Genomic DNA, 13,699 nt, shown 5'->3' with positions numbered 1-13,699 from the left:
CGGTTTCTCGCGGGTGATGTCGATGCCGTTGAAAAGGATGGTGCCGGTGGTCGGCTCCAGGAACTTGGTGAGCAGGTTGAAGCAGGTCGTCTTGCCCGCGCCGTTGGGGCCGATCAATGCGTGGATCGAGCCGCGTCGCACCTGCAGGTTGACGTCGCTAACCGCCGTGAACCCCTTGAATTCCTTCGTGAGGTTCTTTGTTTCCAGGATGATTTCCTGAGTCATAGTCTCCTGCCCGCCCTCTTGCTGCGATACCGGGTTGTGCCCGGCACTGACAATGGTTCGAACTCCGGCTTTGTCGCCATGTTTGCCGCGTTATAGGTGTCTGGAAGCGGCGCGGCTGCCGCGATATCCGGGTGGCTCAACCGCCCTGAAGTGCAGGCGGGAGCACCGTATACCGGCGACTATTGTGTGCGTCTGCTGCGTCGCAAAACATCGGGGTTTGCACTAGGCATAAGACATGCAGGAGTCGTCATGTTTCGCCTTGTCTGGTCAACGCTGGCGCGGGTTGGCGGCGGGTTGGGGGCTCCCGCTGCCGACCCGGCACATCACGCCACGGGAATACCCGAAGGCGTGTCAGCAAGCACCTGCACCACGGCGGCGCCACTGGCGCGCAGCTTGCGATCCTCGCGGATCATGTCGCTGGCGCGCTCGGCGATCATGATCGTCGGCGAGTTGGTATTCCCCGACGTGATCAGCGGCATGACGGACGCATCCACCACGCGCAGGCCGGCGATGCCCCGCACGCGCAGGCGGTTGTCCACCACGGCGTCCGGATCGTCGGCGGTGCCCATGCGACAGGTGCCCACCGGGTGGAAAATGGTCGTGCCGATGGCGCCAGCAGCCTCGGCCAACTGCTCGTCCGTCTCGAAAGCGGCGCCGGGCAGCCATTCCTGGGGCTGGTACGGCGCCAGCGCCGGGGAGGCGACGATGCGCCGCGTCAGGCGCAGCGAATCGGCCGCCACCTTGCGGTCCTCCTCGGTGGCGAGGTAGTTGGGGGCGATGGCCGGTGCGCGCCGGAAATCGGCGTCTTCTATATGTACGCTGCCGCGCGAGCTGGGCCGCAGGTTGCACACGCTGGCCGTGAAGGCGTTGAAGGCGTGGAGCGGATCGCCGAACTTGTCGAGCGACAGCGGCTGCACGTGGTATTCGAGGTTCGGCCGTGTGTAGCTGGGGTCGCTGCGCGCGAACGCGCCGAGTTGCGACGGCGCCATGCTCATCGGCCCGCTCTGGTTGAACGCGTACTGGAGGCCGATGCCGAGCTTGCCCCACCAGCGCGCCACGCGCGTGTTCAGCGTGCGCACGCCATCCACCTTCATCACCGCGCGCAGCTGCAGGTGATCCTGCAGGTTCTCGCCCACGCCCGGCAGCGCCTGCCGCACGCGGATACCGAGCGACTGCAGCCGCTCCGGCTGGCCGATGCCGGACAGCTCCAGCAGCTGGGGCGAATTGATCGCACCCGAGGCCAGGATCACTTCCTCGGTGACGCGTGCCTCGCGGTTCTCCCCGCCGCCGACGAACTGCACGCCGGTGCACCGGCGCCCGTCGGGGCCGTCGAAGGTCAGCGCGCTGACCTGCGCCCCGGTGACGATGGTCAGGTTGGGCCGGTCCGAGGCGCGTCGCAGGAAGGCCTTGGCCGTGTTCCAGCGAATGCCGCGCCGCTGGTTGACCTCGAAATAGCCGACGCCGAAGTTGTCGCCACGGTTGAAGTCGTCGGTACGGGGGATGCCGGCCTGCTCGGCCGCGTCGATAAAGCGCTCGAGGATGTCCCAGCGCAGCCGCTGGGCCTCCACGCGCCATTCGCCGCCCGCGCCGTGGAAGGCGTTGGCGCCGCGATAGTGGTCTTCGCTGCGCCGGAACAGCGGCAGGACGTTGTCCCAGCGCCAGCCGTCGTCGCCGGCGATGCGCGCCCACTCGTCATAGTCCTCGCGCTGGCCGCGCATATAGATCATGCCGTTGATGGACGAGCTGCCGCCGAGCACGCGCCCGCGCGGGTAGCCGAGCGAGCGGCCATTGAGCCCCGGCTCCGCCACGGTGCGGTACATCCAGTCCGTGCGCGGGTTGCCGATGCAGTACAGGTAGCCCACCGGAATATGAATCCAGTGATAGTCGTCCTTGCCGCCCGCCTCCAGCAGCAGCACGTTGACGTCGGCGTCCTGCGTCAGGCGGTTGGCCAGCACGCAGCCGGCCGAACCGGCGCCCACGATGATGTAGTCGTACGTCTCCATAGTCCCTGGCTAGTCCTTCAATGCGCCCCGGCACATCGGTTTTATTATCGGAATGCCACGGATCATCGCACGACTCGGACCCTGCCGCCGTCAGGGCTTTGCCTGAGCCCCCGCACCCGTCCCCGCCACGGGTGCCGCCCCCAGATGCGCCCGCAGCCAGCCGGAGAGCGCCGCGAACACCTCGCTGCGCAGCGGCTCGGCCTCGTTGAAGATCTCGTGATAACCGTTGCCGAACCAGACCATCTCGCGCAGGTCCTCGGGCGCGTTGTCGTGGAAGGTCCGGCTGCCGGCGGCATCGACGATCCGGTCCGCGCCGCCCACCAGCATCAGCGTGGGCGCCTCGAGCCGGGGCGCGTCGGCCTGCGCCTGGGCCATGCCGTGGAGGAACGTCTCCAGCACGCCGGCGCTGATGGTGCCCTGCACCAATGGATCGGTGCGATAGGCGCGCGCCACCTCGGGGTCGTGCGACAGCTGCCGCGCGTCGATCGGATTCGGCACGCGCAGTTGTGGCGCCAGCGCCAGCAGCAGCCGGTGCACGGTCATCATGCCGCTGGAGATGCGCAGCGCCAGTGCCGGCGAGGACAGGATCAACGCGCGAATCGGCCGCACGCGTGCCGTGGCCAGCCGCGCCGCCACGAGCCCGCCCATGCTGTGGCCGAGCACGATCGGCAATTCGTTCCACTGGCGCACGGTGGCGTCGTGGATCTCGGCGAGGTCATCCACATAGGTGTCCGCGTGCGGCACGGCCATGCGCGGGCCGCCGCTGGCGCCATGGCCGCGATGATCATAGGCGCGCACGCGCAGGCCGAGCCCGCACAGCAGCGCCGCCACATGCGGGTAGCGCCCGCTGTGCTCGGCCAGCCCGTGTACCAACAGCAGCGTGCCGAGCGGCTCGGGGTAGCGGTTCGGATCGGGCAGCCAGGTGCGCACCAGCAGCTCGGTGCCGTCGCGCATGCGCTGGCGGGTCTCGGCTGGGGCGATGCTGGGGCGGGCGGCGGCTTCGGTGCCGGGCCGTTCGTCCACGCCGCCCACGTCGTCCGTGCCGATGAGAGGTTCGTCCATCGCTGGTCTCCTGATTGGTACGCCTGCTTCTTCTTGTGGGAATGCTTGCGGCGCGCGGTCAGCGGTGACAGCTCGCACAATCCTTGGAATCCTCGCCGGCGGCGCTCGCCATGTCCGCCAGGATCGGGCAGTCGGGGCGATCGTCGCCGCTGCATGACTCGGCCAGCGCACGCAGCGTGTCTCGCATTGCAGCCAGTTCGGCAATGCGCACTTCGAGATCCGCCACGTGCTTCAGGGTCAGCGCCTTGACGTCCGCGCTGGCCCGCGCGCGGTCGTGCCAGAGCGACAGCAGCCCGCGAATCTCGTCGAGCGAGAATCCCAGATTACGGGCCCGCCGCACGAAGCGCAAGGTGTGCACCGCGCGGTCGTCGTAGCGCCGGTAGCCGCCCTCGGAACGCGGCGGCGCGTCCACCAGGCCGATCGATTCATAGTGGCGGATCATCTTGGCCGTGACGCCAGAGGCCGCTGCGGCTTCTCCGATATTCATCGTGATTCCTCATCAGTCGATCGGGCACTCGCCGCCCCAGCACCCGCCGGATGCCAGCGGCGCAGCAAGAGCGCATTGCCGACCACGCTCACGCTCGAAAACGCCATGGCCGCGCCCGCGACCACCGGGTTCAGCAAGCCGGCGGCGGCAAGCGGAATGCCGATCACGTTGTAGATGAACGCCCAGAACAAATTCTGCCGAATCTTGCGCACGGTGCGGTGCGACACGGCGAGCGCATCGGCCACCAGCGCGGGGTCGCCGCGCATCAGCGTGATGCCGGCGGCGTGCATCGCCACATCGGTGCCGGTGGACATGGCGATGCCCACATCGGCGGCGGCCAGCGCGGGGGCGTCGTTGATGCCGTCGCCGACCATCGCCACCACGGCGGCGCCGTCGCGCTTGAGCGCGGTCACGCGCGCGGCCTTGTCCTCGGGCAGCACCTCGGCCTGGAACTCGTCCAGACCGAGCGCGCGGGCGACCTGCGCGGCGGCGCCGGGGTTGTCGCCGGTCAGCATCACGGTCCGGATGCCCGCCGCGCGGAGCCGTGCGATGGCCGGTGCGGCGCCCGGCTTCACGGCATCGCCGAACGCGACGAGACCCGCCACGCGTCCGTCCGCCATCAGCCAGGACACCGTGCGGCCCTCGGCGCGCAGCCGCTCGGCTTCGGCCTGGAGCGGACCGGCGTCGGCGTGCAGGCTGGCGCGCAACGCCTCGCTGCCCAGTTGCAGCGGCTGGCCATCGACCACCCCGGCGATGCCACGCCCCGGCAGCGCACGCACCTCGCTCGCCGGCAGGGGCGCGATACCACGCGCGGCGGCAGCCGCCAGCACGGCACGGGCCAGCGGATGCTCGCTGCCGGACTGCAGCGCCGCCAGGCGCGCCAGCAGCGCGGCTTCGTCCCCATCGGTGGCGATCAGCGCCACCACATCGGGCTTGCCGACGGTGAGCGTGCCAGTCTTGTCGAAGGCGACCACCGACACGCGATGCGCCACCTCCAACGCCTCCGCATCCTTGATCAGGATGCCCGCGCGCGCGCCGGCGCCCGTGCCGGCCATGATCGCGGTCGGCGTGGCCAGCCCCAGCGCGCACGGGCAGGCGATGACGAGCACGGCCACCGCGTTGAGCATCGCGGCGGTCCAGTCGCCGCCCACCAGCCCCCAGCCGAGCAGCGTGGCCGCCGCCAGCGCCAGCACCACCGGCACAAACACCGCGCTGACCTGATCCACCAGCCGCTGGATCGGCGCCTTCGCGGCCTGCGCGTGCTCCACCATGCGGATGATGCGCGCCAGCACGGTCTCCGCGCCCACCGCCACGGTGCGCGCCACCAGCAGCCCTTCGGCATTGATCGCGCCACCGGTGAGGCGATCCCCGGCGCGCTTCGGCACCGGCACGGACTCGCCGGTCAGCATCGATTCATCGACATGGCTGCTGCCTTCGATCACCTCGGCATCCACCGGAATACGTTCGCCGGGACGCACGATGACTTCGTCGCCCACGCGCACGGCGGCCAGCGGCACGGTGGCTTCCACGCCGTGCCGACGCACCTGTGCGGTATCCGGCCGCAGCGCGGCCAGCGCGCGGATGGCGGCGGCGGTCTGACGCTTGGCGCGCGTCTCCAGCCACTTGCCGAGCCGCACCAGCGTGATGACCACGGCGGCGCTCTCGAAGTAGAGGTGCGGCATGACGTCGTGCGCCATCGCCATCTGCCACAGTGACAGCCCATACGCGGCGGACGTGCCGAGCGCCACGAGCAGGTCCATATTGCCGGCCCCGGCGCGCACGGCCTTCCAGCCGGCCTTGTAGAAGCGCCAGCCGAACACGAACTGCACCGGCGTAGCCAGCAGCCACTGGACCCACCCGGGCAGCATCGCGTGGATGCCGAACCACTCGAGCACCATCGGCGCCACCAGCGGCACGGACAGCGCGGCGGAGATCGCCACGGGCCACGGGCCGGACCAGAAATCGGCATGCCCCGCCTCCGCCGACACCGATGCCTCGTCCGCCGGAACCGGCGTGGCCGCATAGCCGGCGCGCGTGACGGCATCGGCCAGCGCCGCCGCATCCACGGCGCCACGCTGCACGGTGACGGCGGCGCGCTCKGTAGCGAGGTTGACCTGGGCATCCTCGACGCCGGGCACCGCGCGCAACGCACGCTCCACCCGGCCCACGCATGACGCGCAGGTCATGTCGGCGATGTTCAGGTCGATGGTGTCGCGCGGCCCTTCGGCGGCGATCAGGGCGGGGGTACTGGACATGACAGGAAAACTCCACGGGAGCCATCGATAGCGATGACTGCACTGTGAACCCTACCATGATTGGAAGGTCAAGGTCTTTGCGCGACGCGGAAAGCGCTTGCGCTTCCCATGGTGGGAAGGTTCACACTGCAGGCTATCGTCATTAATCCCGGAGTTCCAAGATGATCCAGTTCCAAGTCGAAGGCATGTCCTGCAACCATTGCGTCCGCGCCATCACCCAGGCCGTGCAGGCCGTTGATCCTGCGGCACGCGTCACGGCCGATGTGCCGACGCAGGCGGTGAAGGTGGAATCGGGCGCGGGTCGACAGGCGCTGCGGCAGGCGATCGAGGGGGCGGGGTATCCGGTGAAGGCGGAGTGAATCTGGCGCCATTTTGTGTTGCGCCTGAATCATCGCAATTTCAGCGTATGGCCATAGCCGGAGCGCAACCCGTCATATAGATTCCGCGGTCCAAGCTTCCTCGACCGCGATCCATCGATATGAAACCGTTGCGATGCCTGCTCGTTCTCATCGGCACTTTTACGCTGTCCAACGGGGCCACCGCCTCTCCGCAGGAGCCTGATGAATTGCCGACACGCTATGTGTCGGCCCCAAACCTCCCCTATTCCTCGATGCAAGAGTGGGAAGGACGCGTGGCAGTGGTCAGGGCCAGATCAGGCTCTTACGGTGTCAGGGACCCGTCGACGCGGCGCGAGATACTGCGGCCTAATTGGAAGGCCGTCGAGATCATTCAGGCAAGGCACCCCAGCCCCGCCGTGGCGCCCCCTGTCCCGGCCTACCTGCTGGCAACGAAGGTGCGCATGCAGCTCTTCACCTTGTCCGGCGAGCCCGTCGATGTCCCGCCGTTTGACAGGATCGAGGTCCTGCACGACTTCTTCGTTTCCCTGCGCCCCGGTCTGATGCTGTGGAAAACAACGGAGCTGCAGGCCAAAACCTGCATGCTCTACAGCATGGGTTTCCGGCCGCTGCTCCGCACACCCATGCCGCTCGACGTTTTCGGCAAATGTCCGGCTGAGTATTTCAAGGAATACTCCAGCTTCGCATTCACCGACACGGCGGAAAAGAGTCGGATATACCGCAAGGAACTTGCCGGTCCCGAAGGTCTGCTGCTTCCGACCGCCGCGAATATCGACGGCACCATCGTTTTCCGTTATGAAGACGGCTCTCTGGTCTTGAGGCGGCGTCGCGGTGGACCGCTGGAATATCGCCTGGTCAATGCCGCCGCACAGGATGTCCAGGGCGCAAGTTTCAGTAGATTCCGAACGTTTGGCCGTCGCCCTCTGGTCCTGCATGAGGGGAAATGGCGGACCCTCAATCCTGACGGCACCCTCGGTTCACGGCTCTTGTTCAGGTTCAGTTCCTGACGGTATCGCGCGAACCATGAAAAAAGGGCACCCTAGGGTGCCCTTCTTGTCACATCACGTCCGGATCAAACCGATCAGAACCGATACCCCACATTCAGGAAGGTAACGATCGGGTCGATCTTGATCTTGGTGTGCGACTGCACCTGCGCGCCGTTGGCCAGCGTGGTGGTGAAGTTGGCAGTGGTCGAGATCGGTACGTAGGACACCGACAGGCCGACGAACCAGTTGTCGGTCACGGCATAGTTGGCGCCGACGTTGAACACCGGGTTCCACGACGGCTTGGCCGAGGCGGTCATGGTCGAGCCCGGGCCGAATTCGCTCTGCACGAAGGTCTGGTTGGTGACCGTTTCGCCCGTGAACCACGTGTAGTTCACGCCGATGCCCACGTACGGGCGGAACTTCGTCTTGGCGTCGAAGAAGTGCCACTTGGCGACGATGGCCGGGCTCCACTGGCGCACCTTGCCGAGCTTGCCGTACTTCTCGTAGCCACGGTCACCGCTCACGTCGTGCTCCGGCGGAATGCCGGCCACGAATTCCGTGGAGATGTTGTCCGTGAAGAAGTGGCTGAACGCCAGGCCGACCGTGTCGGCCGAGTCGATCGTGGCGCCCGTGTTCTGGCGCTGCAGGCCACCGGTGGGACGGCCCGCGACCGAGTCGATCGTCAGGAATTCCGAGTGGCCCTGCGGCATCACCCGGAACCAGCCCAGGCTGACGATATTGCTGCCCGCGGATTGTGCTTGTGCCACGCCCGCCAGCGTCATTGCGGCGGCGGCCACGAGCATCTTCTTATAGGTGTTCTTCATGATTCCTCTTACTCCTCATCCTCGTTCTGTCTCAACTCACTGCTGGCACGCATTATCCGTCTCACGGACGGCAAGCTGTTTCAAACGTGATACCGGGAGGTAGAAGAATTGCCCTAAAGGCAGGGTTAACCCAAGAACCTCGCACAAATCGAGGTCGAATTCGCCTCAAAACGCGGCTTTCGCGCAACGGTTCTGTTCACAAAACGATAATCCATTCGAACAGCGTGGTTTTTCCGCTGAGGACGAAGGTCAGCCGGCGTCACTCCGGCTCGCCAGCACGCAGGCAGCGAGGTCCCAGAGCGCGTAGCCCACGCTCTTGAAGACCAGCGGGCAGCCGGTGCGGGCGCGCAGAGCGTCGGCATCGAGAATGGCGGTTTCGAACGGCTGGACCGTGGCCCAGTCGATGCCGGCCTGGAGCAGGTCGCCCGCCTCGTCCTCGATGCCGAACAGGGTGTCGGCCAGCAGCCTGCCTCGGGCGGAGGCGGTCTGGCAGAGCACGGGCGGCAGCTCGCACATATCGGGGCGGAATGCGCCGACGCCTGCGACGAAGTGCCGATCTGTCCACAACCCACTGTCGAGGTCGGGCAGCACCGCCGTGCGGCTCGACGTCACCGTGACGACCATCGACACATGTGGAAGTGCCTCGGCCACATCGTCGATCACCCTCGCTTCCACGCCGAGGGCGCGCGCCTGGGTGGCCAGCGCCTCGGCCTTGTCGCGCGTGCGCGACTGCAGCCAGACCCGCCGTACCGGCAGGCCGGCCACGAAGGCCTCGAGGTGGGTCTGCGCCTGCACGCCGGCGCCGACGATCAGCAGCTCGCCATCGGGCTCGGGCGCGAACGACTGCGCCGCCAGCAGCGTGACCGCCGCCGTGCGCCGCCCCGTGACCGTGGGGCCATCTAGCATGGCGATCCGCTCGCCCGTGTGCGCATTGGCGACCAGCACTTCGCCGAGGATGGTCGGCAGGCCGCGCCGGGGGTTGTCGGGATGGACGGTGATGTTCTTGGTCATCACCAGGTCGCGGTTGCGCGCAGGCATGACCAGCAGCGTCCCGGCGCCGCTCGCGGCGTCGCCCACGGGCAGCGCGATGCGCGGCGGCGCCATCGCGCTGCCATCCCGCAGTTCAGCGAGCATGGCGGCGATGGCCTGGGCCAGTTCGGGATACGGCAGGCGGGCCGCCGTGGCGGCGGCGTCGAGTGGGACGAAGGCGTTGGGCATCGGGCGACGGATGGGTGACAGGTGGGCCGAAGGCAATCCGCCATTGTCCCCCATGCCGCGCCCCCGGGATCAGCGCGACAGCATCCCCATCACCGCCGCCGCGTAGCGCGTACCCGCCGCTGCGCCGGCCGGGAATACGGCCTCGATGTCGGCAAGATCCTGCGCTCCGAGCCGCACATCGAGCGCACCAAGGTTGTCATCGAGATTGGCGATGCGGCGCGTGCCCGGAATCGGCACCACATGCTCGCCGCGCGCCAGCACCCAGGCCAGCGCCAGTTGAGCCGGCGTGCAGCCGCGGGCATCGGCCAGCGCACGGACCTTGTCCACCAGCGCCAGGTTGCGGGCGAAGTTCTCGCCGATAAAGCGCGGATTGGTCTTGCGATAGTCGTCCGCATCGAAGTCGTCTGGCGTGCGGATGGCCCCGGTCAGGAAGCCGCGCCCGAGCGGGCTGTACGGCACGAAGCCGATGCCGAGCCGCTCGCACGTGGCGTAGATGCCGTTTTCGTCCACGTCACGCGTCCACAGCGAGTACTCGGTCTGCAGCGCGGTGAGTGGATGCACCGCGTGGGCGCGTTCGATGGTCTCCGCGCCCGCCTCTGACAGCCCAATCCAGCGCACCTTGCCCGCCTGGACCAGTTCGGCCATCGCGCCGACGGTGTCCTCGATCGGCACGGTCGGGTCCACGCGATGCTGGTAATAGAGATCGATGGTGTCGAGGCCCAGCCGCTTCAGGCTGGCATCGCAGGCGGCACGCACGTACTCGGGCCGCCCGTTCACGCCGCGCGCCGCCGGATTGGCCGGGTCGCGCACCATGCCGAACTTGGTCGCCAGCACCACCTTGTCGCGCCGCCCGCCGGCCAGCGCGCGGCCAAGCAACTGCTCATTGGTGTGCGGGCCGTAGATGTCGGCCGTGTCGAGCAGGTTCACGCCGCGCTCGATGGCATGGTGGATCGTGCGGATCGACTCGGCGTCGTCGTGCGCACCGTAGAAGTCGCTCATGCCCATGCAGCCGAGGCCCAGCGGGAAGACGTCGGGGCCGACCCGGCCCAGTTTGCGCATTGCGGTCATGTGAGACTCCTTGTGACGGGGTTGGAAACTGGCGCCCAGTATCCCCATCCCGCGCGATCGGAAACAGCATGCTACGCTGCAAGCATCATGAAGCCCGACTTCACAATCGATCCTGATTCCCTGCCCTCGCTGGCCGCCTTCGCCTGCGTGGCGCGGCTTGGCAGCTTCACGGCCGCTGCCGGCGCGCTGGGCGTCAGCCCCTCGGCGGTCTCCCAGACCATCCGGCACCTGGAAGACCGGCTGGGTGTGCGGCTGCTGCAGCGGACCACGCGCCATGTCGGCCTGACCGAGGCCGGCGCGGCACTGCTGGCCCGCGTGGCGCCGGCGCTGGCCGAGATCCAGGCGGCCACCGAGGACGCCCGCGCCCAGCGCGACACCCCGGTCGGCACGCTGCGGCTGACCAGTTCGCACTCGGCGGTGGTCATCGCGCTGCGGCCGATCCTGACGGACTTCATGCGCGCCTATCCGTCGATCTGCGTCGATCTGGTCACCGACGACCGCTTCGTCGACCTGATCGCCGAAGGTTTCGACGCCGGCCTGCGGCTGGGCGAGGCACTCCACCAGGACATGGTGGCGATTCCAGTGACCGGCCCGCTGCGGATGTTCGTGGCGGCCTCGCCCGACTACCTCGCCCGCCACGGCACGCCGCAGACGCCGCACGCACTGCATCAGCACGCCTGCCTGCAATACCGCTTCGGGCCGATAGGTTCGGTGTATCGCTGGGAGTTCGCGCGCGGCGGGCGGCCGTTCACGGTCGATACGCGCGCCGCGCTGATCGCCAATGACAAGACCATGCTGCATCAGGCTGCGGTGGCCGGGCTCGGCCTGATCTACGAGTTCCCGCACCACATCCAGGCCGCGCTGGCGGCAGGCCAGCTCGTCACCGTGCTGGAAGACTGGACGCCGCCGTTCTCGGGCTTCTACCTCTACTACCCGAGCCGCGCGCTGATGCCGCCCAAGCTGCGCGTATTCGTCGATTTCCTCAAGGCGCGCGGCCTGCCGGCAACGGCCTAGCGCCGCATCGACGTGCGCTGCGGCCCGGCCTCGCGCACGCTGGCGCCGCGCACCTCGATGCCGATGTCATCGACGACCTTGCCCGCCGCATCGACCAGTTCCACGCGATGCCGGCCCGGCCACGGCAGCCACGCCAGCTGCCCACCCTTGCCGAGCGGCTTGCCGTCGATGCGCCAGCTCACCGCGCGCGCCGTCTGCCCGGTCAGCCCATCGGCATGGAACCAGACGCGTTGCGCATCGGGCGGAATATCGGGATCGAGCGCGAAGATCGTGCCATCCCTGGGACTGGCGATGGCCGGCGTGCCGCTCGACGGTGGCGCCGCGCCCACGTTGATGCGCGTCACGGCGGTGCCGGCCAGGAACACTTCCTCGCGCGCCGGCTCGAGGTTGTCGGCGAAGGTCAGCGGCACCCGCTCCACGCCGGCCGGCATCGCGGGCGCGCGGCTGGACGACTGCCGATGGAGCGCCGCCATCACGTCGTGCCACACCGGCGCCGCGCCGGAGACCCCCGACACATCGTGCATGCTCGCGCCGCTGGCGTTGCCGATCCACACGCCCACCGTGTAGCGCTGCGACCAGCCGATGCACCAGTTGTCGCGCATGTCCTTGCTGGTGCCGGTCTTCACGGCGGTCCAGAAGCGCGTGGTCAGCGGGGTGTCGAGGCCGAAGGTTCGCGCCCGCGCGTGGCGGTCGGCCAGCACATCGCCAATCACATAGCTGGCCGCCGGACTCATCACGGGCTGGCGGGGCACCGGCGCGCCGTCCACGGTCATCCGCACCGGGCCGTAGGCGCCCTGGTTCGCAAAACTCCGATAGGCATTGGTCAGCGACAGCAGCGACACATCGGCGCTGCCCAGCGCGAGGCTGTAGCCGTAGTAATCGCCCGATTCGGTGAGCGGCAGGCCCAGCGCCACCAGCCGCCGATGAAAGCGATGCGGCGTGACCATCACCAGCGTCCGCACGGCCGGCACGTTCAGTGACGAGCCGAGCGCCGCGCGCAGGCTGACCCAGCCCGCGTAGCGATGATCGTAATTCTGCGGAATGTAGAGCCCGCCGCCGGTCGGCAGGTTGACAGGACGGTCATCGAGCAGCGACGCGGCCGTCAGCCGTCGTTCCTCGATGGCCTGCGCGTACAGGAACGGCTTCAGCGTCGAGCCGGCCTGACGCGGCGCGGCGGCGTGATCGACCTGTGCGGCCGACGACAGCGCGCCTGAGGAGCCCACATAGGCCAGCACATCGCCGCTGGCATTGTCGATGACCACCACGGCGCCGTCCTCGGCATTGCGCCCGGCCAGTTCGCGCAGATGGCGCGAGAGGCTGTCCACGGCCACGCGCTGCACCTCGGCATCGACCGTGGAAGCGATGCGCGCCGGCACCGGCCGCCCTGCCGGCAGCGTCTCGCGCGTATGGGCGATCACGGCGCGCGCAAGGTGCGGCGCCAGATTGGTCCGGAAACTCGCGTCCGGCACGCTGGCCGACTTCGCCAGGGCCAGCGCCGTGAAGCCATCCAGGCCGTCGCACTCGCGCGGCTGCTTCATCTCGCGCAGGATGCGGCACGCGCGCACCGACACCTGCCCCGGCGCGGCGTTGGGGCCGCGCACCAGTGCCACGGCAAGCGCCGCCTCGCGCGCATTCAGGCCGCTCGGCACCTTGCCGAACAGCGTCTGCGACATCGCCGAGAGCCCCACCAGTTCGCCCCGGAACGGCACGAGGTTCAGGTATGCCTCGAGGATCTGGTCCTTGCTCCAGCCGTGTTCGAGCGAGGCGGCGCTGACCGCCTGCCCTACCTTCTGGCCGAAGCTGCGCCCGCGCGCGGCACGCAGGTCTTCATCGAGCAGACCGGCCAGCTGCATGGTCAGCGTGGAGGCACCGCGCGTGCGCGTGTTCCACATATTGGCCCACGCGGCGGCGGCCACCCCCTGCCAGTCCACGCCGCTGTGCGCGTAGAAGCGCCGGTCCTCGGACAGCACGATGGCCGTGCGCAGGGCCGGCGAGGTGTCGGCCAGCGTCACCCAGTCGCCACGCCGCGCGCGGAAGTCGTCCCGCACGCGCGCCACGGGTTCGCCATGGCGATCCATCACGACGATGTCGGCGCTGCGCCAGTTGTCGCGCACGTCGCGGAAGGCGGGCACCGCCGCCGCCGAGGACGTGGCTGCGGCCAGCGCGAGCAGGACGAGTGGGGCAAACAAGCGGCGCGGCAT

Annotated in this window: 12 protein-coding genes; 3 read left to right on the top strand and 9 right to left on the bottom strand. The window is 68.6% G+C overall.

What is annotated here, in order from left to right:
- The 5 genes from AC1EJR_RS07895 to AC1EJR_RS07875 form a co-directional block, all read right to left on the bottom strand.
- The coding region (locus tag AC1EJR_RS07895) for an ATP-binding cassette domain-containing protein (RefSeq protein ID WP_477106200.1) at positions 1–225 on the bottom strand (225 nt) is incomplete at its 3' end.
- Positions 226–548: 323 nt separating this feature from the next.
- A complete protein-coding gene (locus AC1EJR_RS07890; protein ID WP_477112790.1) occupies positions 549–2,228 on the bottom strand; it encodes a GMC family oxidoreductase in 1,680 nt (559 codons plus the stop codon).
- Between the two features lie 90 nt (positions 2,229–2,318).
- The gene (locus AC1EJR_RS07885; RefSeq protein ID WP_477112795.1) at positions 2,319–3,182 is read right to left on the bottom strand and encodes a lysophospholipase; all 864 of its coding nucleotides are present in this window, start codon (positions 3,180–3,182) and stop codon (positions 2,319–2,321) included.
- 166 nt (positions 3,183–3,348) lie between these two features.
- A complete protein-coding gene (cueR, locus tag AC1EJR_RS07880) occupies positions 3,349–3,777 on the bottom strand; it encodes a Cu(I)-responsive transcriptional regulator (protein WP_092290921.1) in 429 nt (142 codons plus the stop codon).
- The gene (locus AC1EJR_RS07875) at positions 3,774–6,032 is read right to left on the bottom strand and encodes a heavy metal translocating P-type ATPase (RefSeq protein ID WP_441591615.1); all 2,259 of its coding nucleotides are present in this window, start codon (positions 6,030–6,032) and stop codon (positions 3,774–3,776) included. Before AC1EJR_RS07875 ends, cueR begins: the two co-directional genes overlap by 4 nt.
- A gap of 161 nt (positions 6,033–6,193) precedes the next feature.
- On the opposite strand from AC1EJR_RS07875, the gene AC1EJR_RS07870 reads away from it, so the two are divergent.
- The gene (locus AC1EJR_RS07870) at positions 6,194–6,391 is read left to right on the top strand and encodes a heavy-metal-associated domain-containing protein (protein WP_477112789.1); all 198 of its coding nucleotides are present in this window, start codon (positions 6,194–6,196) and stop codon (positions 6,389–6,391) included.
- A 119-nt stretch (positions 6,392–6,510) separates the two neighbouring features.
- Positions 6,511–7,395 (top strand): hypothetical protein, encoded by an 885-nt coding sequence (locus AC1EJR_RS07865; RefSeq protein ID WP_477112788.1) that lies wholly within the window; start codon positions 6,511–6,513, stop codon positions 7,393–7,395.
- Positions 7,396–7,469: 74 nt separating this feature from the next.
- Here AC1EJR_RS07865 and AC1EJR_RS07860 read toward each other — a convergent pair whose 3' ends face one another.
- From AC1EJR_RS07860 to AC1EJR_RS07850, 3 genes are all read right to left on the bottom strand, one after another.
- On the bottom strand, positions 7,470–8,198 hold the full coding sequence (locus AC1EJR_RS07860) for an OmpW/AlkL family protein (RefSeq protein WP_092290929.1): 729 nt from the start codon (positions 8,196–8,198) through the stop codon (positions 7,470–7,472).
- A gap of 249 nt (positions 8,199–8,447) precedes the next feature.
- Entirely contained in the window at positions 8,448–9,416 is a 969-nt protein-coding gene (locus AC1EJR_RS07855) for a delta(1)-pyrroline-2-carboxylate reductase family protein (protein WP_477112787.1), read from the bottom strand.
- A gap of 69 nt (positions 9,417–9,485) precedes the next feature.
- Positions 9,486–10,484 (bottom strand): aldo/keto reductase, encoded by a 999-nt coding sequence (locus tag AC1EJR_RS07850; RefSeq protein WP_092290933.1) that lies wholly within the window; start codon positions 10,482–10,484, stop codon positions 9,486–9,488.
- An 87-nt stretch (positions 10,485–10,571) separates the two neighbouring features.
- Between AC1EJR_RS07850 and AC1EJR_RS07845 the strand changes: the two genes are divergently transcribed.
- Positions 10,572–11,498, top strand: a complete 927-nt coding sequence (locus AC1EJR_RS07845) for a LysR family transcriptional regulator (protein ID WP_092290936.1) — start codon at positions 10,572–10,574, stop codon at positions 11,496–11,498.
- On the opposite strand, the gene pbpC is transcribed toward AC1EJR_RS07845, so the two are convergent.
- On the bottom strand, positions 11,495–13,699 hold the full coding sequence (gene pbpC / locus AC1EJR_RS07840; RefSeq protein WP_477112794.1) for a penicillin-binding protein 1C: 2,205 nt from the start codon (positions 13,697–13,699) through the stop codon (positions 11,495–11,497). The two genes, AC1EJR_RS07845 and pbpC, sit on opposite strands and share 4 nt — an antisense overlap.

It is taken from the genome of Cupriavidus sp. 05T42 (assembly GCF_056396345.1).
Note: the sequence above shows the minus strand (reverse complement) of the source record. Positions and strands in the feature narration are given on the sequence as shown.

What these genes read in the sequence shown, in the direction of transcription:
- AC1EJR_RS07890 (WP_477112790.1), bottom strand. Translation starts at nt 2,228, where the DNA reads ATGGAGACGTACGACTACATCATCGTGGGCGCCGGTTCGGCCGGCTGC.
- AC1EJR_RS07885 (WP_477112795.1), bottom strand. Translation starts at nt 3,182, where the DNA reads ATGCGCGACGGCACCGAGCTGCTGGTGCGCACCTGGCTGCCCGATCCG.
- cueR (WP_092290921.1), bottom strand. Translation starts at nt 3,777, where the DNA reads ATGAATATCGGAGAAGCCGCAGCGGCCTCTGGCGTCACGGCCAAGATG.
- AC1EJR_RS07870 (WP_477112789.1), top strand. Translation starts at nt 6,194, where the DNA reads ATGATCCAGTTCCAAGTCGAAGGCATGTCCTGCAACCATTGCGTCCGC.
- AC1EJR_RS07865 (WP_477112788.1), top strand. Translation starts at nt 6,511, where the DNA reads ATGAAACCGTTGCGATGCCTGCTCGTTCTCATCGGCACTTTTACGCTG.
- AC1EJR_RS07860 (WP_092290929.1), bottom strand. Translation starts at nt 8,198, where the DNA reads ATGAAGAACACCTATAAGAAGATGCTCGTGGCCGCCGCCGCAATGACG.
- AC1EJR_RS07855 (WP_477112787.1), bottom strand. Translation starts at nt 9,416, where the DNA reads ATGCCCAACGCCTTCGTCCCACTCGACGCCGCCGCCACGGCGGCCCGC.
- AC1EJR_RS07850 (WP_092290933.1), bottom strand. Translation starts at nt 10,484, where the DNA reads ATGACCGCAATGCGCAAACTGGGCCGGGTCGGCCCCGACGTCTTCCCG.
- AC1EJR_RS07845 (WP_092290936.1), top strand. Translation starts at nt 10,572, where the DNA reads ATGAAGCCCGACTTCACAATCGATCCTGATTCCCTGCCCTCGCTGGCC.
- pbpC (WP_477112794.1), bottom strand. Translation starts at nt 13,699, where the DNA reads ATGCCGCGCCGCTTGTTTGCCCCACTCGTCCTGCTCGCGCTGGCCGCA.